This is a genomic window from Pseudomonas sp. B22(2017) (genome assembly GCF_002113105.1).
GTDB classification, from domain to species: domain Bacteria; phylum Pseudomonadota; class Gammaproteobacteria; order Pseudomonadales; family Pseudomonadaceae; genus Aquipseudomonas; species Aquipseudomonas asiatica.
This window is the reverse complement of sequence record NZ_NEJN01000003.1, coordinates 311865-332933: the sequence shown is the minus strand read 5'-3', so window position 1 is coordinate 332933 and position 21069 is coordinate 311865. Positions and strand designations below refer to the sequence as shown.

At 63.2% G+C, this 21069-nt stretch carries 18 protein-coding genes; 4 read left to right on the top strand and 14 right to left on the bottom strand.

Features of this window, described 5'->3' with window-relative positions:
- Position 1 precedes the first annotated feature (1 nt).
- The 11 genes from CAG18_RS09105 to CAG18_RS09050 form a co-directional block, all read right to left on the bottom strand.
- Positions 2-1408, bottom strand: coding sequence for an FAD-binding oxidoreductase (locus tag CAG18_RS09105; RefSeq protein ID WP_085720771.1), 1407 nt, complete (start codon positions 1406-1408; stop codon positions 2-4).
- A 64-nt stretch (positions 1409-1472) separates the two neighbouring features.
- Positions 1473-2282 (bottom strand): nuclear transport factor 2 family protein, encoded by an 810-nt coding sequence (locus CAG18_RS09100; RefSeq protein WP_085720770.1) that lies wholly within the window; start codon positions 2280-2282, stop codon positions 1473-1475.
- Between the two features lie 373 nt (positions 2283-2655).
- Positions 2656-3624, bottom strand: a complete 969-nt coding sequence (locus CAG18_RS09090; protein WP_085720768.1) for a peptide ABC transporter ATP-binding protein — start codon at positions 3622-3624, stop codon at positions 2656-2658.
- Positions 3624-4592, bottom strand: coding sequence for an ABC transporter ATP-binding protein (locus CAG18_RS09085; RefSeq protein ID WP_003257886.1), 969 nt, complete (start codon positions 4590-4592; stop codon positions 3624-3626). Before CAG18_RS09085 ends, CAG18_RS09090 begins: the two co-directional genes overlap by 1 nt.
- 10 nt (positions 4593-4602) lie before the next feature.
- On the bottom strand, positions 4603-5529 hold the full coding sequence (locus CAG18_RS09080; protein WP_015269040.1) for an ABC transporter permease subunit: 927 nt from the start codon (positions 5527-5529) through the stop codon (positions 4603-4605).
- A 10-nt stretch (positions 5530-5539) separates the two neighbouring features.
- Positions 5540-6550, bottom strand: coding sequence for an ABC transporter permease subunit (locus CAG18_RS09075; RefSeq protein ID WP_012316108.1), 1011 nt, complete (start codon positions 6548-6550; stop codon positions 5540-5542).
- A gap of 91 nt (positions 6551-6641) precedes the next feature.
- Complete coding sequence (locus tag CAG18_RS09070) at positions 6642-8252, bottom strand: ABC transporter substrate-binding protein (RefSeq protein WP_178075701.1); 1611 nt, start codon at positions 8250-8252, stop codon at positions 6642-6644.
- A 77-nt stretch (positions 8253-8329) separates the two neighbouring features.
- Positions 8330-9709 carry an OprD family porin gene (locus tag CAG18_RS09065; RefSeq protein WP_041506249.1) on the bottom strand — a complete coding sequence of 460 codons (1380 nt, stop codon included), beginning with the start codon at positions 9707-9709 and terminating at the stop codon, positions 8330-8332.
- A gap of 222 nt (positions 9710-9931) precedes the next feature.
- Positions 9932-11524: an ABC transporter substrate-binding protein gene (locus CAG18_RS09060; RefSeq protein WP_085720766.1), complete on the bottom strand. Its 1593-nt coding sequence runs from the start codon at positions 11522-11524 to the stop codon at positions 9932-9934.
- A 146-nt stretch (positions 11525-11670) separates the two neighbouring features.
- Entirely contained in the window at positions 11671-13296 is a 1626-nt protein-coding gene (locus CAG18_RS09055) for an ABC transporter substrate-binding protein (RefSeq protein WP_013971054.1), read from the bottom strand.
- A 392-nt stretch (positions 13297-13688) separates the two neighbouring features.
- On the bottom strand, positions 13689-14405 hold the full coding sequence (locus CAG18_RS09050) for an SIMPL domain-containing protein (RefSeq protein WP_015269044.1): 717 nt from the start codon (positions 14403-14405) through the stop codon (positions 13689-13691).
- Positions 14406-14607: 202 nt separating this feature from the next.
- Between CAG18_RS09050 and CAG18_RS09045 the strand changes: the two genes are divergently transcribed.
- From CAG18_RS09045 to CAG18_RS09030, 4 genes are all read left to right on the top strand, one after another.
- Positions 14608-15864 (top strand): ATP-binding protein, encoded by a 1257-nt coding sequence (locus tag CAG18_RS09045; RefSeq protein ID WP_003257889.1) that lies wholly within the window; start codon positions 14608-14610, stop codon positions 15862-15864.
- A complete protein-coding gene (locus CAG18_RS09040; RefSeq protein WP_015269045.1) occupies positions 15864-16424 on the top strand; it encodes a response regulator transcription factor in 561 nt (186 codons plus the stop codon). The genes CAG18_RS09045 and CAG18_RS09040 overlap by 1 nt, the downstream gene beginning before the upstream one ends.
- Before the next feature lie 215 nt (positions 16425-16639).
- Complete coding sequence (locus tag CAG18_RS09035) at positions 16640-17581, top strand: AEC family transporter (protein WP_015269046.1); 942 nt, start codon at positions 16640-16642, stop codon at positions 17579-17581.
- Positions 17582-17636: 55 nt separating this feature from the next.
- A complete protein-coding gene (locus tag CAG18_RS09030; RefSeq protein ID WP_013971058.1) occupies positions 17637-18995 on the top strand; it encodes an amino acid permease in 1359 nt (452 codons plus the stop codon).
- A gap of 126 nt (positions 18996-19121) precedes the next feature.
- Here the strand turns inward: CAG18_RS09030 and CAG18_RS09025 are convergent, their stop codons facing one another.
- Genes CAG18_RS09025 through CAG18_RS09015 form a run of 3 tightly spaced genes read right to left on the bottom strand, consistent with a single transcriptional unit; the run spans position 19122 to position 20985 of the window.
- Entirely contained in the window at positions 19122-19496 is a 375-nt protein-coding gene (locus CAG18_RS09025) for a carboxymuconolactone decarboxylase family protein (protein ID WP_013971059.1), read from the bottom strand.
- 10 nt (positions 19497-19506) lie between these two features.
- Entirely contained in the window at positions 19507-20550 is a 1044-nt protein-coding gene (locus CAG18_RS09020) for a calcium/sodium antiporter (RefSeq protein ID WP_085720765.1), read from the bottom strand.
- 60 nt (positions 20551-20610) lie between these two features.
- Positions 20611-20985 (bottom strand): septal ring lytic transglycosylase RlpA family protein, encoded by a 375-nt coding sequence (locus CAG18_RS09015; protein WP_015269048.1) that lies wholly within the window; start codon positions 20983-20985, stop codon positions 20611-20613.
- Positions 20986-21069: the final 84 nt, after the last annotated feature.

The window sequence follows — 21069 nt, the reverse complement described above, 5'->3', positions numbered from 1 at the left end:
ATCAGCGCATGAAGCCTTCCATGAAGTCCGCAAGATTGCTGGCAAGGCGCCGCCTCCAGGGCGCACTGGCGGGGTTGGCGAGGGTCCGGTCCTCGTGGACGAAGCTCTGGATGATCGCGTTGTAGCCCAGCCATCGGCAGGGCTCGGGTGGCCAGCTGGCCAGGCTTGAAAGCGGGCGGTTGTCGAGCACCCAGGGTTGCGTGGTCAGTTCGTTGTGCTGGTTGAGGATCAGCGCGGCCAGGGTGCGCCCGCCCAGGTTGGTGGCGCCGACGCCTTCGCCGCCGTAGCCGCCCGCCAGGGCGATGCCGCGTTGACGGTCGCAGAGCATGTGCGGGCGGAAGCGCCGCGCCATGCCCAGGTTGCCGCCCCAGGAATGGGTGATGCGTGCGTGCTTCAACTGTGGGAACAACTCGCTGAACAGGTAGCGGCGCAGCTCGATTTCCTGTTCGTCGAGGTTGAAGTTTTCGCGCAGGCGGCCACCGAAGCGGTAGCCGCCACGGGCGCCGAATACCAGGCGGTCGTCGGCGGTGCGCTGGCCGTAGGTGACCTGGCGGCTGCTTTCGCTGAACGCCTGGCCCTGGTTCAGGCCGATCTGTTGCCAGGTGGCCTCCGGCAGTGGTTCGGTGGCCACCAACAGGCTCTGTACCGGCAGCTGATGTTTGCCCAGTGGCGGTAGGCTGACGGCATAGCCCTCCACGGCGGGTACCGTCCATTGGCAACGGATGCGCGCCAACGGGGTGCGTACCTCACCCGGCTGCCAGTCGATGGCTGGGGTGTTTTCGTAGATGGTTACGCCCAGCGCTTCTACCGCCCGGGCCAGGCCACGCGCCAGCTTGGCGGGTTGGATGGTTGCGGTGTGCGGGCTGTAGATGGCGCCATAGGCGTTGCTGACCCGCAACTGAGCGTCAAGCTGTTCGGGGCGCAGCCAGCGGTAGTCGTCCTCGGTCATGCCTTGGCGATAAAGGTCGTCGAGGTAGGCGCGCAGGCTGCGCTCCTGTTCCGGGTAGCGCGCGGCGCAGTACAGCACGCCGCCTTTGCGGTAGTCGCAGTCGATGCTCTCGCGATGCAGTACGCGGTGTACTTCATCGGGAATGCCATGCAGCAGGTCGATGCTGGCGCGGCGCTGTTGCGGTGACAGGGTGGCCAGCAGCCGGTCTTCGCCGAGCAGGTTGCCCATCAGCCAGCCGCCGTTGCGCCCCGAAGCGCCGAAGCCGGCGATGTTGGCGTCGATTACCGCGATGTTCAACTGTGGCGCCTGGCGCTTGAGGTAGTAGGCGGTCCACAGGCCGGTGTAGCCAGCGCCGATGATGCACACATCCGCGTCCAGGTCCTGACGCAGGGCCGGGCGGGCGCACAACGGCTCGTCGAGCTGGTCCATCCACAGGCTGAGCGTGCGCAGGGGTTGCATCGGGTTCGGCTCCACATCCGTCAAGGTCTGTGGGCGATCCTAGTGGTGTCGGCGGGCGGCTGTCCTACGTGCGTGCACGCAGGGAAATTTGCTTCAGGTACGCCTTGGGCGTAAGCCCGGTGTGTTCGCGGAAACACTTGTAGAACGCCGACAACGAGTTGAAACCGGCATTGAACGCCAGCTCGTCGATCGTGGCCTCGATGCTGTCGTTATCAAGGCTGGCCATCAGGTGCTGCAGGCGGGCCTGGTTGACGTAGCGGTAGAAGCTTTGCCCGAGCACCTGGTTGAGCAGGTAGGAGATCTGGTTGCGGCTGTAGCCGCTGGCGTCGGCCACCTGCTGCAGGTCCAGCTCCGGGTCCAGGTAGGGGCGCTGGCGCTGGAAGTAGTGTTCCAGGTCCTGGGCCATGGTCGACAACTGCCTCGGCGACAGGCCCAGGCGGCTGGTGGCCGGGCGTGGGCCACTGCTGGCGTGGCCGCTGCCATTGCGGCGGACCAGCGTGGCATATTCGTTGACCTGCCAGATCAGGCCGTCCTTGACGGTAATCGCCTCGCTGGACTGGAACGCCACCAGGCCGTCGCCGCCCTGGACCGTGACCTGGTACTGGATGAACGCGGTACAGCCGTCGACGCGGATGCGGTCGCTGTGCACGATATCTTCGCCGGCTTCATGGGGCAGGCAGGCGCGCACGTAGTCGCGCAGTTCCTGGTAGCCGAGCACGCGGTTCTGGAAGAAGTCGTGGTACTGAATGTCGGGGTGGTAGAGCGACATGACGCCGTCGAGGTCGCGGTGCTTCCAGCACAGGTGGTAGCGCAGCACGGTGTCGGCGGTGAGCGGGGTCTGCTCGGGGCCGTCGGGGAGGGTGGTGGCGGTCATGAGCCTGATAGTGCATTGCAGAACACCCAGCTGCAAGGGGGCGGATCCGGCATATTGCACGGTTTTGCCAAGCGGCTTGGGGCGTAAGCCGTTGATTTGGTTGAGAGTGATTTTTTTGACAGGGATGGCATGGCGAGTGCACCGGTCTGTTCAACATCGAACAAGGAGAAAGGCCATGCGCTCGATACTGCTTTGGATGATTGGGGTGCCGATTCCGGTGATTATCCTGATCTGGTTCTTTATGCATTGAAATTATTGGGGCCGCTTTGCGGCCCATCGCGACACAAGGCCGCTCCTACAGGAGATCGTGGTCCTTTGTGGGAGCGGCCTGGTGTCGCGAAAGGGCTGCAAAGCAGCCCCGGCTATCTAAAGGCTAAAGAAACTGCTCGGCATAGTGACAAGCCACCTGCCGGGTACTCACCTGCCTGAGCGCCGGCACCTCCTTGGCACACCGCTCGGTCGCATACGGGCAGCGCTTGTGAAACGCACACCCATCCGGCGGGTTCAGCGGGTTGGGCAACTCCCCGGCAATGCGGATCTTCGGCTTCAAAGGGTCCGGGTGAATCGTCGGGGTCGCCGACAGCAGCGCCTGGGTATACGGGTGCAACGGCCTTTCGTAGATATCTTCTTTCGGTCCCATCTCCGCCGGCCGGCCGAGGTACATCACCAGCACCTGATCGGCCACATGCCGTACCACCGCAAGGTTGTGCGAGATGAACACGTAGGCGGTGTTGAACTCCTTCTGCAAGTCCATGAACAGGTTCAGCACCTGGGCCTGGATCGACACGTCCAGTGCCGAGGTCGGCTCGTCCGCCACCAGCACCTTGGGCTGCAGCATCATTGCCCGGGCCAGGGCAATACGTTGGCGCTGGCCACCGGAGAACATGTGCGGGTAACGCTGGTAATGCTCGGGGCGCAGGCCGACCTGTTCCATCATCTTCTGCACCTTTTCTCGCCGCTCGGCCTTGCTCAGCGAGGTGTTGATCAGCAGCGGCTCGGCCAGCTGGTCACCAATCTTCTGCCGTGGGTTGAGCGAGGCGTAGGGGCTCTGGAACACCATCTGCACATCGCGGCGCAGTTGCTTGCGCTCGCTTTTGCTGGCGCCTTTCACTTCGGTGCCGGCAATTTGCAGCGAGCCGGACGACGGCTCTTCGATCAGAGTCAGGGCGCGGGCCAGGGTCGACTTGCCGCAGCCGGATTCGCCGACCACGGCCAGGGTCTTGCCGGCCTCCAGTTCGAACGACACGCCATTCAGCGCGCGGACCAGGGCGTGCCCCTTGAACAGCCCACGGGAGACTTCGTAATGCCGGGTCAGCTCCCGGGCGGATAGAACGACGGCCATCACGCCACCTCCTGGTTCAGCGGGTAGAAGCAACGCACCAGGCCATGGGCCTGGGGATCGAGGGGCGGGCGCTGGCGCCGGCAGTTGTCCTGCACGTACGGGCAGCGCGGTGACAGCAGGCAACCCACGGGGCGGTCGTAGCGGCCGGGGACGATGCCGGGCAGGGTGGCCAGGCGTTCGGCACCAATGCTGTGCTCGGGGATCGCCGCCAGCAACGCTTCGCTGTAGGGGTGGGCGGGCACGTCGAACAGCTCCGGCACCTGGCCCACTTCCACGGCCTGGCCGGCGTACATCACGCACACCCGCCTGGCCGTTTCGGCGACCACGGCGAGGTCGTGGGTGATCAGGATGAGCGCCATGTTGCGCTCCTTCTGCAGGTTGACCAGCAGCTCCATGATCTGCGCCTGGATGGTCACGTCCAGCGCAGTGGTGGGTTCGTCGGCAATCAGCAGCTTGGGTTCGCCGGCAATCGCCATGGCAATCGCCACGCGCTGGCTCATGCCGCCGGACAGCTGGTGCGGGTAGGCGTCCAGGCGGCTTTCCGCAGCCGGGATCTCGACCTTCTTCAGCAGCTCCAGGGCACGCTGGCGCGCGGCCTTGCCCTTCAGGCCCAGGTGCTGGCGCAGCACTTCCTCGATCTGGTAACCCACGGTGTAGCTGGGGTTGAGCGCGGTCATCGGGTCCTGGAAAACCATGGCGATGTCCTTGCCCACTACCTTGCGTCGCTGGCGACCGCTGAGCTTGAGCATGTCGGTGCCGTCGAAGGTGAGCGAGTCGGCGGTGATGCGCCCGGGGGCGTCGATCAGGCCCATCAGGGCCATCATGGTCACGGACTTGCCCGAGCCGGATTCGCCGACGATGGCCAGGATCTCGCCGGCCTCCACCGTCAGGTCCAGGCCATCGACTACCGGTACCGCATTGGCGTCGCCGAAGCGCACGTTCAGGTTGTTGATCTGCAACAGTGACATGGCGTTCTCCTCAGGCGGCGTTCTTGAGTTTCGGGTCCAGCGCATCGCGCAGGCCGTCGCCCATCAGGTTGATTGCCAGCACACTGAGCAGAATGGTCAGGCCGGGCAGGCTCACCACCCACCAGGCGCGCTCGATGTAGTCACGGGCCGAAGCCAGCATGGTGCCCCACTCCGGGGTCGGCGGCTGTACGCCAAGGCCAAGGAAGCCCAGGGCGGCGGCGTCGAGGATGGCCGAGGAGAAGCTGAGGGTGGCCTGCACGATCAGCGGTGCCATGCAGTTGGGCAGCACGGTGACGAACATCAGCCGTGGCAGCCCGGCACCAGCCAGGCGTGCGGCGGTGACGTAGTCGCGGTTCAGCTCGCCCATCACGGCGGCGCGGGTCAGGCGCACGTAGGATGGCAACGACACGATGGCGATGGCGATCACGGTGTTGATCAGGCCTGGGCCGAGGATGGCGACGATGGCCACCGCCAGCAGCAGCGAGGGCAGGGCCAGCATCACGTCCATCAGGCGCATGATCGACGGGCCGAGCAGTTGCGGGAAGAAACCGGCCAGCAGGCCCAGCAGGATGCCAGGGATCAGCGACATCACCACCGACGACAGGCCGATCAGCAGCGAAAGCCGCGCGCCCTGGATCAGCCGCGAAAGCAGGTCGCGGCCCAGTTCGTCGGTGCCGAGGATGAACTGCCAGCTGCCACCTTCGAGCCACACCGGTGGGGTCAGCAGGAATTCGCGGTACTGCTCGCTCGGGTCGTGCGGGGCAACCCACGGCGCGAACAGCGCGCAGAACACTACCAGGCACATGAAGGCCAGGCCCATCACCGCGCCTTTGTTGCGGGCGAAGGCTTGCCAGAATTCTTTGTATGGCGAGGGGTAGAGCAGGCTCTGGTCCACCGGGCTGGCCGGCGTGACGGATTTCGGAATCGGGCTAGTCATGGCGAAGGCCTCAGCGCTGATGACGGATGCGTGGGTTGGCCAGGCCGTAGAGGATATCCACGACGAAGTTGACCAGGATCACCAGGCAGGCGATCAACAGGATGCCGTTCTGGACCACGGGGTAGTCACGGGCACCGATGGCTTCGATCAGCCACTTGCCGATGCCCGGCCAGGAAAAGATGGTTTCGGTCAGCACCGCACCGGCCAGCAACGTACCGACCTGCAGGCCGAATACGGTCAGTACCGGGATCAGCGCGTTGCGCAGGCCGTGCACGAACACCACGCGGGCCGGCGACAGGCCTTTGGCGCGGGCGGTGCGGATGTAGTCCTCGCGCAGCACTTCGAGCATCGACGAGCGGGTCATGCGGGCAATCACCGCCAGCGGGATGGTGCCGAGCACGATGGCCGGCAGGATCAGGTGCATCACCGCGTCCTTGAACGCACCTTCCTCGTCGCTGAGCAGGGTGTCGATGAGCATGAAGCCGGTCTTCGGCTCGATGTCGTAGAGCAGGTCGATGCGCCCGGACACCGGGGTCCAGCCCAGGCTTACCGAGAAGAACATGATCAGGATCAGGCCCCACCAGAAGATCGGCATCGAATAACCCGCCAGCGAAATGCCCATCACCCCGTGGTCGAACAGCGAACCGCGCTTGAGCGCGGCGATCACCCCGGCCAGCAGGCCGACGATGCCGGCGAACAACAGGGCGGCGAAGGCCAGTTCGAGTGTGGCCGGGAACAGGGTGAGGAACTCGCTCCAAACGCTCTCGCGGGTGCGCAGCGATTCACCGAGGTCACCCTGGGCCAGCTTGCCGACGTAGTCCAGGTACTGGACCGGCAGCGGCTTGTTCAACCCCAGGCGCTCCATGGCCTGGGCATGCATTTCGGGGTCGACCCTGCGCTCGCCCATCATCACTTCCACCGGGTCGCCGGGGATCAGGCGTATGAGCGCGAAGGTCAGCAAGGTGATGCCGAAAAAGGTCGGTATCAGCAGGCCAAGGCGCCGGGCAATAAAGCTCAACATTGTCGGGGTTACCTCATCAGGCCGTGGGGCGATCAGCCCGCTACGGTGGTGCCGCCGGTTCCCGTGTGGGTTGCCGGCGGTCGTTGTTGTTCTACTTCACCTTGGTTGTGGCGAAGTTGTTGTTGGTCAGAGGGTTGATCACGTAGCCCTCCACGTTGTCACGCATGGCGGTGAACATCTTCGGATGGGCCATGCTGATCCAGGGTTGTTCGTCATCGTACACTTTCAATGCCTCGTTATAGAGCCTTGCACGCTCGTCGTTGTCGATCACTTCGCGGGCGCGGCTGATCAGCTCCTGGAACTTGGGGTTGCACCAGCGTGCATAGTTCTCGCCGCTTTTGGCGGCATCGCAACTGAGCAGCGGGCTGAGGAAATTGTCCGGGTCGCCGTTGTCGCCGGCCCAGCCGGTGGACACCAGGTCGGCCTCGCCCTTCTTGGCCCGGCGCAGCATTTCGGCCCACTCCATCACGCGGATGTCCAGCTTCAGTCCGATCTGCTTGAGGTCAGCCTGCAGCATCTCGGCAGACAAGCGCGGGTTGGGGTTGGTCGGGCCGCCGCCGTTGCGCGTGAACAGGGTGATTACCGTACCTTCGGGCACGCCCGCCTGCTTGAGCAGATCGCGCGCCTTGGCCAGGTCGCGGGGTGGGTTTCTGTTCTCGTTGTTGTAGCCGATCATGGTCGGCGGGTACGGGTTCACGCCGACCAATGCGTTGCCTTTGCCGAACAACTGGTCGACATGGGTCTGGCGGTCGAAGGCCATGTTGATGGCTTTGCGCACGCGAACGTCGCTCAGGTATTTGTGTTCGGTGTTCATCGAGATGTAACCGGTGACCAAGGCCTCGATCTCCTCGACCTTGAGTTTCGGGTCCTGCTTGATCGACGGCACGTCATCGGGCTTGGGATAGAGCGCTACCTGGCACTCGTTGGCGCGCAGTTTCTGCAGGCGCACATTGCTGTCGGTAGCGATGGCGAAGACCAGCGCATCGGCCGGTGGTTTGCCGCGGAAATAGTCCGGGTTGGGCTTGAAGCGAACCTGGGCATCCTTGTTGTAACGCTGGAAGATGAACGGGCCGGTGCCGATCGGCTTGCTGTTCAACTCGGCAGCCTTGCCAGCCTTGAGCAACTGGTCGCCGTATTCGGCGGAGTAGATCGAGGTGAAGCCCATGGCCATGTCGCGCAGGAACGGCGCTTCCGGTCGGGTAAGGGTAATCACCACGGTGTGCTCGTCGGCCTTGCTGACCGACTTGAGCAGGTCCTTGAAGCCCATGCTCTCGAAGTACGGGTATCCGACGCTGGTCTTGTCATGCCACGGATGGTTCGGATCGAGCTGGCGATTGAGGCTCCACAGGACGTCATCGGCGTTGAAGTCGCGGGTGGGCTTGAAGTAGTCGGTAGTGTGGAACTTCACGCCCTGGCGCAGATGGAAGGTGTAGGTCAGGCCATCGGCTGAAATGGCCCAACGCTCGGCCAGGGCCGGCTGGACTTCGGTGGTACCGGGCTTGAAGTCGACCAGGCGATTGAACACCGTCTCGGCCGAGGCATCGGCGGTGACCGCAGTGGTGTACTGGACGATGTCGAACCCTTCCGGGCTGGCTTCGGTGCACACCACCAATGGTTTGGCCGCCAGTTGCGTGGTACCGCCCAGAAGCAGTGCGGCCAGGGCCAGGCGCAGTGGCCGCGATTTCATGAAAGCTCTCTGCATGGGTTGAAACTCCCTGCTTGCATTGATTCCAGCGTAGCCGCCACGGCCCGCAGCGAAGCAGGCCGTGGCGCCGGCGGTCAGAGAATGTTGAATGGAATGGTGGTAACCACCCGGAACTCATCCAGGCTGCCATCGCCCTGGGCCTTGCTGGCGCGGTGCGCGGTGTAGGTGGCACGGATGCTGGTGTCTTTCAATGGCCCGCTCTGTACCGCGTAGCTGGTGCCGAAGCCCCACTCGTAGTGGGTTTCGCCATCCAGGCCGTTCACGTCGTAGGCGGTACCGCGGTAATGGGTACCATCGATGCCCCAGCCGCGGGCGTTGTACAGGTTGAACTTCAGGCCCGGCACGCCGTACGGCGCCATGTTCAGCACGTAGGAAATCTGCAGCGATTTCTCGTTGGGGCCGTTGAAGTCCGACAGCAGCGAGTTGGCCAGGTAGATGCCGTTGGTTTCGTGCAGGTAGTCGAAGTACTCGTTGCCGTTGACCTGCTGCCAGGAGGCGCTGAGGGTGTGGGCCTGATGGGTCAGGCCGAACGACAGGCTGTAGGTGTCGTTGTCGATATCGCCCATCTTCTTGCTGCCGGCGTCGACGGTCTTGTAGTAGTTCAGGCCGGTGCTCAGGCTTAGCACTGCACTATCACCGAGCACATGGTTGGCGCCGAAGTAGTACTGGTTCCAGAAGTCGTCGACCTTGGTGGCGTACAGGCTGGTGCTCAGGCTCTTGAACGGCTGGTAGTTGATGCCGGCGGTGCTGGCGCGGTCGGTCTCCACGCCAGTGGCGCTGTACTCGGTGCGGAACTTGCTGAGGCTCTGTTCGGTACGTGGCGAGACGCGGTCGAAGGTGCCCAGGTCGAAGCTCAGGTTGTCGAATTCGGCACTGTGCAGGAACGCGCCCTGGAAGCTCGAGGGCAGGGCGCGGTTGCCGATGTAGGCGATCATCGGCGTGTCCACCGATTGGCGGCCGACGGTGAGGGTGGTGTTGGACACCCGCGCCTTGACGTTGGCCAGGCCCATCTTGCTCCACTGGCCGACCGGGTCGCCGTCGCTGTGGGTCAGGGTGCGGTTGTTGGGGCCGGCGACGTCCTCGCGGTTCTGCAGCAGGGCGATGGCATTGTAACCGGCGGCTTCGACGGCGAAGCCGACGGTGCCCTGGGTGAAACCGGAACTGTAGTTGAGGATGGTGCCCTGCACCCAGTTCTCGCGGCTGTGGGTGTCGTGGCGGGTGCCGTCGCTCTTGTAGTACTTCCACAGCGGGGCGCGTGCGGCGCGCTCGCGGGCATACCAGTTGCGGGTGCTGCCGGACAGGCTCTGGCCGTCGACGAAGCCGCTGGCCTGCTCCTGCTCGCTGCTGCCTTTGAGGGTGATGGGCACGTATTCCTGGCTTTGCGGGTCTGCCTGGGTCACGGTGGATAAGGCACTGATGGATAAAGCCAGTGCGGTCAAGGTGAATAGTCTCAAGGTTAAAGCTCCCTTTCTGTTCTTCTAGTTATTGCCTGGCCTTGTGGGCCGGGCTTCTTGCTGCGGTGTTGCCAGGGTTGCCCGGGGTCACCGGGCAGAATCGGGGCGTTGTGTTGGCTGTGCCGGCCTCTTCGCGGGCGCGCCCGCTCCCACAGGTTTCGTGAACCTGAGGACAACCCTGTGGGAGCGGGTACCCGCGAAGAGGCCGGTACCGGCTAATGCTCAATCAACACTCACACCGGAAAAATCGTTGCGCCCGAAAGGGCTGACCTTGAATTCGGAAACCTTGATGCTCAGCGGTTGGTTGACCGTTGAATGTGCCACCGGGGTAATCGGCACCTGCTGCTTGAGCCGCTGCTGGGCCTGCTGGTACAGGGCGGTGCGCTGCGCGCGGTCGGTGACCTGCTTGGCCTGCTTGACCAGGCTGTCGTACTGCGGATCGCACCACAGCGAGTAGTTGTTGCTGCCGATGGCATCGCAGTTGTAGAGGGTGCCCAGCCAGTTGTCCGGGTCGCCGTTGTCCCCGGTCCAGCCGATCAGGGCGATATCGTGCTCGCCGCTTTTCATGCGCTTGAGGTACTCGCCCCATTCATAGCTGACAATGCGCACCTTGAAGCCGAGCTTGCTCCAGTCGGCCTGGAGCATTTCCGCCATCAGCTTGGCGTTTGGGTTGTACGGGCGCTGCACCGGCATGGCCCACAGGGTGATCTCGGTGCCCGGCTTGACTCCGGCCTGCTGCAGTAGCTGTTTGGCCTTTTCCGGATCGAAGGGGGCGTCCTTGATGCTGTCGTCATAGGACCACTGGGTTGGCGGCATGGCGTTGACTGCCAGCTGGCCGGAATCCTGATACACAGCCTGGATGATCGCCTGCTTGTTCACTGCCATATCCATTGCCTGGCGCACTTCCAACCGGTCGAACGGTGGGTGTTGAGTGTTGTAGGCGATATAGCCGAGGTTGAAGCCAGGCTGTTGCAGCACCTGCAGTTTGCTGTCGGCCTTGAGCGCCGGGAGGTCTGCGGGGCGCGGGTTCAGGGTGACCTGGCATTCGTTGCGGCGCAGCTTCTGGATGCGCACCGAAGGGTCGATGTTGATCGAGAACACCAGGTTGTCGATCTTCACGTCCTGCGGTGACCAATAGGCCTTGTTGCCCTTGTAGCGGATCTGCGAATCCTTCTGATAACGCTGGAACACGAACGGCCCGGTGCCGATCGGTTGCTGGTTGATGTCGCTGGGGCGCCCGCTGGTCATCAACTGTTCGGCGTATTCGGCAGAGAGGATCGAGGCGAAGCTCATGGCCAGGTTCTGGATGAACGCGGCATCGACCTTGTTCAGGGTGAACACCACGGTCAGTGGACCGGTCTTTTCGACACGGGCGATGTTCTTGTCCAGGCCCATGCTGATGAAATAGGGGAACTCGGTCGGGTAGGCCTGGCGGAACGGGTGGTTCTTGTCGAGCATGCGGTTGAAGGTGAACAGCACGTCGTCGGCGTTGAAGTCGCGGCTCGGTGCAAAGGCCTTGTTGCTGTGGAACTTCACCCCTTCGCGCAGGTGAAAGGTGTAGCGCAGGCCATCTTTGGACACCTCCCAGCGGGTCGCCAGGGCAGGGTGCACGGCAGTGCCGCCGCGTTCGAACTCGACCAGGCGGTTGTAGATCGGTTCGGCGGCGTCGTTGTCGGTGGCGCTGGTGTACTGGGCGGTGTCGAAGCCGGCGGGGCTGCCTTCGGAACAGAACACCAGGTTGTTGGCCAGCAGGGCCGGCGATTGGCTGATCAGGCCCAGGGCCAGCAGGGCGGAAACTCGGGTGGTATGGCGCATGGCAAGTCCTTTTACGTCTGTTTGCGCCGCCTCGGGGTACGAATGGCGGCAACAGGTCGCCGACCCCGCTGCGGATGGCAGCGGGACGACATGAACGGGTATGAGGATGGCGGGGCACCCGCCGCTCGGCGGGTGCCTTGGCTAGCCTATTTGTCCACGCTGACGCCGTAGAAGGAGTTCAGCGCGAACGGGCTGATCTTGAAGTCCTTCACCTTGGCGCTCATGGGCTGGTACACGGTGGAGTGGGCGATCGGGGTGATCGGCACCTGCTCCTTGAGGATGTGCTGTGCCTGCTGATACAACTCGGTGCGCTTGGCCTGGTCGGAAGTGGCCTTGGCCTGCTTGATCAGGTCGTCGTAGGGCTTGTAGCACCATTTGGAGAAGTTGTTGCCGTTCATGGCGTCGCAACCGTACAGGGTGCCCAGCCAGTTGTCCGGGTCACCGTTGTCACCGCTCCAGCCGATCAGCATGGCGCCCTGTTCGCCGCCTTTGGAGCGCTTGATGTACTCGCCCCATTCATAGCTGACGATCTTGGCCTTGATGCCGACCTTGGCCCAGTCGGATTGCAGCATCTCGGCCATCAGCTTGGCATTGGGGTTGTACGGGCGTTGCACAGGCATCGCCCACAGGGTGATTTCGGTGCCTTCCTTGATGCCGGCTTCCTTGAGCAGTTGCTTGGCTTTTTCAGGGTCGAATGGCGCGTCCTTGATGCTGTCGTCATAGGACCACTGGGTCGGGGGCATGGCGTTGACCGCCAGTTGGCCGGCGCCCTGGTAGACCGACTCGATGATCTTTTTCTTGTCCACGGCCATGTCCAGCGCCTCGCGGACTTTCAGCTGGGCCAGCGGGTTGGGCTCGTTGCTGCCCTTGACCTTGTCCATCACGTTGTAGGCGATGTAGCCGAGGTTGAAACCGGCTTGCTGCGGCATCTGCAGCTTGGGGTCCTGTTTCAGCGGCTGGATGTCGGCAGGGCGCGGGAACAGGGTGACCTGGCACTCGTTCTTCTTCAGCTTCTGCATGCGCACAGAGGCGTCGGTGGTGATGGCGAAGATCAGGTTGTCGATCTTCACGTCATCAGGTTGCCAGTAGTCCTTGTTGCCCTTGAAGCGGATCTGCGCGTCCTTCTGGTACTTGCTGAACACGAACGGGCCAGTGCCGATCGGCTTCTGGTTGATGTCGGCGGCCTTGCCGTCCTTGAGCAACTGGTCGGCGTATTCGGCGGACTGGATCGAGGCGAAGCTCATGGCCAGGTTCTGAATGAATGCGGCGTCGACTTCGTTGAGGGTGAACCTGACGGTATGTTCGTCGAGCTTCTCCAGCTTGGCGATGTTCTTGTCCATGCCCATGTCGGTGAAGTATGGGAACTCGGTGGGGTAGGCCTTGCGGAACGGGTGGTCCTTGTCGAGCATGCGGTTGAAGGTGAACAGCACGTCGTCGGCGTTGAAGTTGCGGGTGGGCTTGAAGTAGTCGGTGGTGTGGAACTTGACCCCTTCGCGCAGGTGGAAGGTGTAGGTCTTTCCGTCGTCGGAGACTTCCCACTTGGTCGCCAGCCCCGGGATGACTGCCGTGCCGCCACGTTCGAACTGGGTCAAGCGGTTGAACACGGTCTCGGCCGAGGCGTCAAAGTCAGTCCCTGTGGTGTATTGGCCCGGGTCGAAGCCGGCCGGGCTGCCTTCGGAGCAGAACACCAGGTTGGACGCTGCGAGGGCCGACGGTGCGCCGGAGAGCAAGCCTGCGCCTAGCAGGAACGGAATGACTGCGTGTTTGAGCATGGTGGCCTCATTGTTGTCATTTTTCGATTGAGGTGGCCTCGTGAGCCGACCTGCGGATACTTATGCAGGGGGTGTTCCCAATGCAATATGCGGAGGGATAGTTGGCGCCAGAAAAGTGGTACGAGCGTACATGGATGTCGCATTGATATAACTTTCGAAGAAGTTAAACGTTTGCGTAGGCAAAATGATGGCTTTTTGCGGGATATTTCGAGGCGGGGTTGGCGTAGGAAGCACCTTATTGGTGCGTAGGAAATGTCTGAATCTGCGCTTTTTCGACTGACCTCATCGCCGGCAAGCCAGCTCCCACAGGTACAACACAAGGGCTGAAACCTGTGGTGTATCTGTGGGAGCTGGCTTGCCGGCGATAGGGGCGCAATGCGCCCCCGGCGAACTCAAGGCATCTGCACTTCGATCAGGCCATCGGCATTCATGCTCACTTCACTGGTCCCGGCCTCGATATCCGGCGCCGGTGCCGACTCATCAGCCCCCATTGCCTTCATCGCCATCGGCGCACTGCGCAGGTAAGGGCGCGGGTAACCGCTGCTGTTGAGGTTCAGGCTGACCACCTTGTAGCCCTTGCCACCCAGTGCCTCGGTAGCCAGTTGCGCGCGTGCCTTGAAGGCATCCACCGCATCCTTGAGCAGTGCATCCTCGCTGGCCTTGCGCGTGGCCGGGGCGATGGAGAAGTCCATGCCCCCCATCTTCAGCTCTTGCAGCAAGTCGGCGGTCAGCTGCGACAGGGCAGGGAAGTTGGCGCTTTCCAGGCGCAACTCGGCGCGCTCGCGCCAGCCGGTGATCTTCTGGCCCTTGCTGTCATATACCGGGTAGCTGTTGCGGCTACCCTGGCTGATCTTCACGTCCTTGACCTGGCGCGACTGCTGTACGGCCTTGTTCATGGTTTCGGTGATCTGCTTGGCGAGCTTGCCCGGGTCGGTGTTCTGCGCTTCGCTGTACAGGGTAACGACCATCAGGTCGCGCGCCACTTCCTTGCTGACCTCGGCACGCAGCGAGACCTGATTGTAGCGCGGCTCATCGGCAGCCAGCGCCGGCAGGCTGGCGAGCAGGCCGCAGGACAGGATCAGGGCGGTGCCGCGACGTGGGATTTGCATGTGATACTCCTTGGCAATATAAGGCGTGGGTTGTGGCCATCCATTCCACGCATGGCCCATCAGACCGGCAACAGTGTAGTGGGTTCAAAAGTGCCATCATGAACCTGTGACAAAGTGTGGCGCTTTGCCGCATCGCTGCAGCGAGGCGCCTGGCTTCGGTATACTCCAGCCGATTTTTCTGGAGCACTCATCAGGAGAGCTCATGCTCGCCGCCGTACAACCGCTGTCTGCTACCCGCCAGAACCTCTGGCGCCTGACCGTCATTCGGGTCCTGGTCCTGGCTGCCCAGGCCGGCTCCGTGGGCGTCGCCTACTGGACCGAACTGCTGCCTTTGCCCTGGCTGTCGCTGGCCGGCACCTTGGCCTTGTCTTCGCTGCTGTGTGCCTTCACGGCCCTGCGCCTGCGCCTGTCGTTGCCTGTCACCGAGCTGGAATATGCCCTGCAACTGGCCTGCGACCTGCTGATCCACAGTGCCTTGCTGTACTACTCCGGCGGCTCGACCAACCCGTTCGTTTCGTATTACCTGGTGCCGCTGGCGATTGCCGCAGTTACCTTGCCGTGGCTGTATTCGCTGATCCTGTCCGGCATTGCCCTGACCGCCTACAGCCTGCTGCTGGTGCAGTTCTACCCGCTCGAAGGCCTGCCGATGGCGCGGGACAAGATGCAGGTGTATGGCATGTGGCTGAGTATTGCCCTGGCCGCGGCGGTGATCACCTTCTTTGCCGCACGCATGGCCGAAGAGCTGCGCCGCCAGGAGCAACTGCGTTCCGAGCGGCGTGAAGAAAGCCTGCGCGACGAGCAGCTGCTGGCCGTGGCCACCCAGGCCGCCGGTGCCGCCCATGAGCTGGGCACACCGTTGGCGACCATGAGCGTGCTGCTGAACGAAATGCGCCAGGACCACGCCGACCCGTTGCTGCAGGAAGACCTGCAGATCCTTCAGGACCAGGTGAAGCTGTGTAAGGAAACCCTGCAACAGCTGGTACGCGCTGCCGAAGCCAACCGCCGCCTGGCCGTGGTGGAGCAGGATGTCACGGCATGGCTGGACGAGGCGCTCAACCGTTGGCACCTGATGCGCCCGGAAGCCAGCTACCGCTTCCAGCGCTTGCGCGACGGCCAGGTGCCGCGCCTGACCCCGCCGCCGGACCTGACCCAGGCGTTGTTGAACCTGTTGAACAATGCCGCCGATGCCTGCCCCGATGACCTTGAAGTGCGCCTGGACTGGGACACCCATGACATCGTCATCAGCATCCGTGACCACGGCCCCGGCGTACCGCCGGCAATCGCCGAGGCCATCGGCAAACCCTTCATTACCACCAAGGGCAAAGGCTTCGGCCTGGGCCTGTTCTTGAGCAAGGCCAGCGTGACCCGTGCGGGCGGTTCGGTGAAACTCTATAGTCATGAACAGGGTGGCACCCTGACCGAACTGCGCCTGCCCTATGGCAAGCGAGGAGATGAATGATGAGCGAAGAAAACCAGGTCGAAGGCGAAGAGCTGCCGCACCTGCTGCTGGTGGATGACGATGCCACCTTCACCCGGGTCATGGCCCGGGCCATGAGCCGCCGCGGTTTCCGCGTCAGTACCGCCAGCTCTGCCGAAGAAGGGTTGATCCTTGCCCAGCAGGACCTGCCGGACTACGCCACACTGGACCTGAAGATGGAAGGCGACTCCGGCCTGGTGCTGCTGCCCAAGCTGCTGGAGCTGGACCCGGAAATGCGCGTGGTGATCCTGACCGGTTACTCGAGCATTGCCACTGCGGTGGAAGCGGTCAAGCGTGGTGCCTGCAACTACCTGTGCAAGCCGGCCGATGCCGATGATGTGCTGGCTGCGTTGCTGTCAGAGCACACCGACCTGGACAGCCTGGTGCCGGAAAACCCGATGTCGGTCGACCGCCTGCAGTGGGAGCATATCCAGCGCGTACTGAACGAGCACGAGGGCAATATCTCGGCCACCGCGCGGGCGCTGGGCATGCACCGGCGGACCTTGCAGCGCAAACTGCAGAAGCGCCCGGTTCGGCGCTGATTCAGTACTGGCAGTGCCGGCCTCTTCGCGGGTAAACCCGCTCCTACAGGTGTTCACAAGCCTCCAGACCTGTGCAGTACCTGTAGGAGCGGGTTTACCCGCGAAAGGGCCGTAACTGCCAGAAACTTCTCTTTATCACCCCGCGATCCCCGCAAGTCCCGGCCGTTGGCGTATCATTAGCCCCCTAACGGCAACCCTTCCAGGATCGCTTGCGCATGCTTGCCCTTCTTATCCAGACGTTGAACATCACGGCCCCGGTCTTCGCCATGCTGTTCATGGGCGTGCTGCTCAAGCGTATCCGCCTGATCGACGACAATTTCAACCGCGTAGCCTCGCAACTGGTGTTCAACGTGTGCATGCCGGCGTTGCTGTTCCTCGGCATCTATCACGCCGACCTGGCCACGGCGGTCAAACCCGGCGTCCTTCTCTATTTCATCGTCGCCACCCTGGCCGGCTTCGCCATTGCCTGGGGCATGGCCATCTGGCGCAGCCCGCTGGCCGACCGGGGCATCTATACCCAGGGCGCATTCCGTGGGAACAACGGCGTGATCGGCCTGGCCCTGGCCGCCAGTCTCTACGGCGACTACGGCATCTCCCTGGGGGCGGTACTCGCCGGCCTGGTCATCCTCATGTACAACTCGTTGTCGGCGGTGGTGCTGGCGGTTTACAGCCCGGACCTGAAATCCGACCCGTGGAGCATCTGCAAGAGCATCTTCAGCAACCCGCTGATCATCAGTGTGCTGGTGGCCACGCCCATGGCCTACGGCCAGGTGCCGCTGCCCAACTGGCTGCTGACCTCGGGCGATTACCTGGCGCAGATGACCCTGCCGCTGGCGCTGATCTGCATCGGTGGCACGCTGTCGATGGCGGCACTGCGCGACAGTGGCAGGCTGGCCATCGACGCCAGCCTGGTGAAGATGGTCTGGCTGCCGCTGCTGGGTACCCTTGGAGCCTGGCTATGCGGCTTCCGCGGCGCCGAGCTGGGCATCCTGTTCCTGTACATCGGCAGCCCGACTGCAGCTGCCAGCTACGTCATGGCGCGGGCGGCGAACGGCAACCATGAGCTGGCTGCATCGATCATCGTGATTACCACGCTAATGGCGGCGATCACCACCAACATTGGTATTTTCATCTTGCAGTGGGGCGGATGGATCTAGATCCTTGACTGCAAACAACACAAAAACACAGCCTCACTGAGCTAAAGGACACTTCATGCAAGACCAGAGCACGCCCGAGCGGTTACAGCGCGGGCTGAAGAATCGCCATATCCAGCTGATCGCGCTGGGCGGGGCCATAGGTACCGGGTTGTTCCTGGGCATTGCCCAGACCATCCAGCTGGCTGGCCCCTCCGTCCTGCTGGGCTACGCCATTGCCGGCCTGATGGCCTTCCTGATCATGCGCCAGCTCGGTGAAATGGTTGTTGAAGAGCCCGTGGCCGGCAGCTTCAGCCACTTCGCCCACCAGTACTGGAGCGAGTTTGCCGGGTTTGTTTCGGGCTGGAACTACTGGGTGGTGTACGTACTGGTCGGCATGGCCGAGCTTACAGCGGTGGGCATCTACGTGCAGTACTGGTGGCCCGGCTTCCCCACCTGGGCCACGGCGGCGATCTTCTTCGTGGTGATCAACCTGATCAACCTCACCCAGGTTAAGGTCTACGGCGAGATGGAGTTCTGGTTCGCCCTGGTCAAGGTGGTGGCCATCGTCAGCATGATCGGTTTCGGCGCCTGGCTGCTGACCAGCGGCCATGGCGGCCCGGACGCCAGCGTGGCCAACCTCTGGCAGTACGGCGGCTTCTTCCCCAACGGCGTCACCGGCCTGGTGATGGCACTGGCAGTGATCATGTTCTCGTTCGGTGGCCTGGAGCTGGTGGGCATCACCGCCGCTGAGGCTGACAACCCGCGTCAGAGCATCCCCAAGGCCACCAACCAGGTGGTGTACCGTATCCTCATTTTCTATATCGGTGCCTTGGCGGTGCTGCTGTCGCTGTACCCATGGCAGAAGGTGGTGCAGGGTGGCAGCCCGTTCGTGATGATCTTCCACGAACTGGACAGTGACCTGGTGGCGACCATCCTCAATATCGTGGTGCTGACGGCGGCGCTGTCGGTGTACAACAGCTGCGTGTACGCCAACAGCCGCATGCTGTTCGGCCTGGCCAGCCAGGGCGATGCACCGCGTCAGTTGCTGAAGGTAAGCCGTAGCGGAGTGCCGCTGACCGCGCTGGGTGTGTCGGCTTTTGCCACCGGGCTGTGCGTACTGATCAACTACCTGATGCCGGGGGAAGCCTTTGGTTTGCTGATGGCCCTGGCGGTGTCGGCGCTGGTGATCAACTGGGCGAGCATCAGCATCACCCACCTGAAGTTCCGCAAGGCCAAGCTGGCGGCCGGGATTACCCCGTTCTACAAAAGCTGGGGGCACCCGGTAACCAACTACCTGTGCCTGGCGTTCATCGTGCTGATCCTGGTGGTGATGTACCTGACCCCGCCGATTCGCATCTCGGTGATGCTGATTCCGGGGTGGATCCTGGTGCTGTGGGTGGCCTTCAAGATGAAGAAGGCTCGCCAGGCCAGGTAGGTAACACAGTGCCAGCCTTTTCGCGGGTAAACCCGCCCCCACAGGGATCCCACAGGCTCTGAGACCTGTGCAGTACCTGTGGGAGCGGGTTTACCCGCGAAGAGGCCGGGCCTGAAAAAGGCTGGGTCAGCCTTGATAGCTGTCGATCACTTCCTGTGCCGCACGGAACGCATCAATCGCCGCCGGCACCCCCGCATACACCGCGCAATGCAGCAGCGCTTCGCGAATCTCCTCCACCGTACAGCCATTGTTCAACGCCCCGCGCACATGCCCCTTGAGCTCCTGCGGGCACTTGAGTGCCGTGAGCGTGGCCAGGGTAATCAGGCTGCGGGTTTTCAACGGCAGCCCGTCGCGGGCCCACACGCTGCCCCAGGCATGTTCGTTGACGAAGTCCTGCAGCGGCTGGGTAAAGTCGGTGGCATTGCCCAGGGCGCGGTCGACGAATGCATCGCCCATCACCTGGCGCCGAATCTGTTCGCCGGTTTTCTTGCTATCAGCCATGTTGTTTTCCTTAGTGTTGGCGGCGCCAGGCTCGTGCGGTGGTGTACAGCAACACCATGGCGAGCACCGGCAGTACGTAGAACAGCATCAACCGCTCCAGGCGGCCGGCCAGTGGCATGCCCATGGTAAACGCCGCCACGTGCAGCCCATAGGCCAGGTACAGGCAGAGGAACACCAGGCCTTCGGCGCGAGTGATGCGGTAGCCGGAATAGAACACCGGCAGGCTCAGCGCAGCAACACCCAGCATTACCGGCAGATCGAAGGCCAAGGCGTTGGGCGAGATCGACAGCGGCTCGGGAGTGACCAGCGCGGTCAGGCCCAGCACGGCCAGCAGGTTGAACAGGTTGCTGCCGATCACTGTGCCCACGGCGATTTCCCGTTCACCGCGCAGGGCGGCGATCAGTGCAGCGGCCAGTTCCGGCAGGGAGGTGCAAATGGCAACGACGGTCAGGCCGATGATGCGCTCGGACAGGCCCAGGTCGGTGGCCACCTCCACGGCGGCTTCCAGCAACAAGTGACCCGCCAGGCTCAGCAGGCCCAGGCCGGCCAGCACCTGCAGCAGCGTGCCCGACCAGAAGCGCCCGGTACTGCTGATGACGGTTGCCGGTGCGGGGTAGGTGCGGGCGTAGTGGCGCGACTGGTGCCAGAGCATTGCCAGGTAGCCGACCAGGCCGATCAACAGCAACACCCCTTCGACCCGGCCCAAGTGGCCGTTGGCGGATAACGCGTAGACCAGGCCGCTGGCGACGATCATCAGTGGAATGTCCATGCGCACCAGTTGCCGCGACACGCGCAGCGGGATGATCAATGCGGCCAGGCCGAGAATGACCAATACGTTGAAGATGTTGCTGCCGATGACGCTGCCCACCGCCACATCCGGCGCGCCCTGGTAGGCGGCCTGCAGGCTCACGGTCATTTGTGGGGCAGTGCTGCCGAAGGCCACCAGGCTCAGGCCGATGATCAGCGGGCGTACGTGCAGGCGCTGGGCCAGGCGCAGGGCTGCGCGTACCAGCAGTTCGGCGCCGCCGATCAGCAACAGCAGGGCGATGCCCAGTTGCAGGAGGCTGGAGGTGGGAAGGGTAGCCAGGTCGAAAATGGTCGGACTCCTGTCGCGTCAGTCGCTAAGCCCTTGTACTCGCACGCGCGCGGTTCCGCTACGGATCATGCCGATTTTTTCTGCGGCGGCACGTGAAAGATCGATCAGGCGGCCGCGGGTGTGTGGGCCACGGTCGTTGATGCGCACCACGACGCTGCGCTGGTTGGCCAGGTTGGTCACCCGTACCCGGCTGCCGAAAGGCAGGCTGCGGTGGGCGGCGGTGAGGCCGTGCTGGTTGAACGGTTCGCCGCTGGCGGTGCGTTTGCCATGGTGGCGAGAGCCGTAATAGGAGGCGGTGCCGGTCTTGTCGTAACCGTTGGGGTCGATGTCCTGGCTGGCGCAGCCGGCCAGCAGGGAGAAGAGGGCGAGGGTGCTCAGGGATCGCTTTAGCAAGTCAGGAGGTCTCCAGTGCAGCCATTCGCGGGCTTGCCCGCTCCCACAGGTATATCACCGCCTGTGAAAGCGGCGCAGTATCTG

Bases quoted from the DNA above. Each gene is read 5' to 3' on its own strand.
- CAG18_RS09105 (WP_085720771.1), bottom strand. From the start codon at position 1,408: ATGCAACCCCTGCGCACGCTCAGCCTGTGGATGGACCAGCTCGACGAG.
- CAG18_RS09100 (WP_085720770.1), bottom strand. From the start codon at position 2,282: ATGACCGCCACCACCCTCCCCGACGGCCCCGAGCAGACCCCGCTCACC.
- CAG18_RS09090 (WP_085720768.1), bottom strand. From the start codon at position 3,624: ATGGCCGTCGTTCTATCCGCCCGGGAGCTGACCCGGCATTACGAAGTC.
- CAG18_RS09085 (WP_003257886.1), bottom strand. From the start codon at position 4,592: ATGTCACTGTTGCAGATCAACAACCTGAACGTGCGCTTCGGCGACGCC.
- CAG18_RS09080 (WP_015269040.1), bottom strand. From the start codon at position 5,529: ATGACTAGCCCGATTCCGAAATCCGTCACGCCGGCCAGCCCGGTGGAC.
- CAG18_RS09075 (WP_012316108.1), bottom strand. From the start codon at position 6,550: ATGTTGAGCTTTATTGCCCGGCGCCTTGGCCTGCTGATACCGACCTTT.
- CAG18_RS09070 (WP_178075701.1), bottom strand. From the start codon at position 8,252: ATGCAGAGAGCTTTCATGAAATCGCGGCCACTGCGCCTGGCCCTGGCC.
- CAG18_RS09060 (WP_085720766.1), bottom strand. From the start codon at position 11,524: ATGCGCCATACCACCCGAGTTTCCGCCCTGCTGGCCCTGGGCCTGATC.
- CAG18_RS09055 (WP_013971054.1), bottom strand. From the start codon at position 13,296: ATGCTCAAACACGCAGTCATTCCGTTCCTGCTAGGCGCAGGCTTGCTC.
- CAG18_RS09050 (WP_015269044.1), bottom strand. From the start codon at position 14,405: ATGCAAATCCCACGTCGCGGCACCGCCCTGATCCTGTCCTGCGGCCTG.
- CAG18_RS09045 (WP_003257889.1), top strand. From the start codon at position 14,608: ATGCTCGCCGCCGTACAACCGCTGTCTGCTACCCGCCAGAACCTCTGG.
- CAG18_RS09040 (WP_015269045.1), top strand. From the start codon at position 15,864: ATGAGCGAAGAAAACCAGGTCGAAGGCGAAGAGCTGCCGCACCTGCTG.
- CAG18_RS09035 (WP_015269046.1), top strand. From the start codon at position 16,640: ATGCTTGCCCTTCTTATCCAGACGTTGAACATCACGGCCCCGGTCTTC.
- CAG18_RS09030 (WP_013971058.1), top strand. From the start codon at position 17,637: ATGCAAGACCAGAGCACGCCCGAGCGGTTACAGCGCGGGCTGAAGAAT.
- CAG18_RS09025 (WP_013971059.1), bottom strand. From the start codon at position 19,496: ATGGCTGATAGCAAGAAAACCGGCGAACAGATTCGGCGCCAGGTGATG.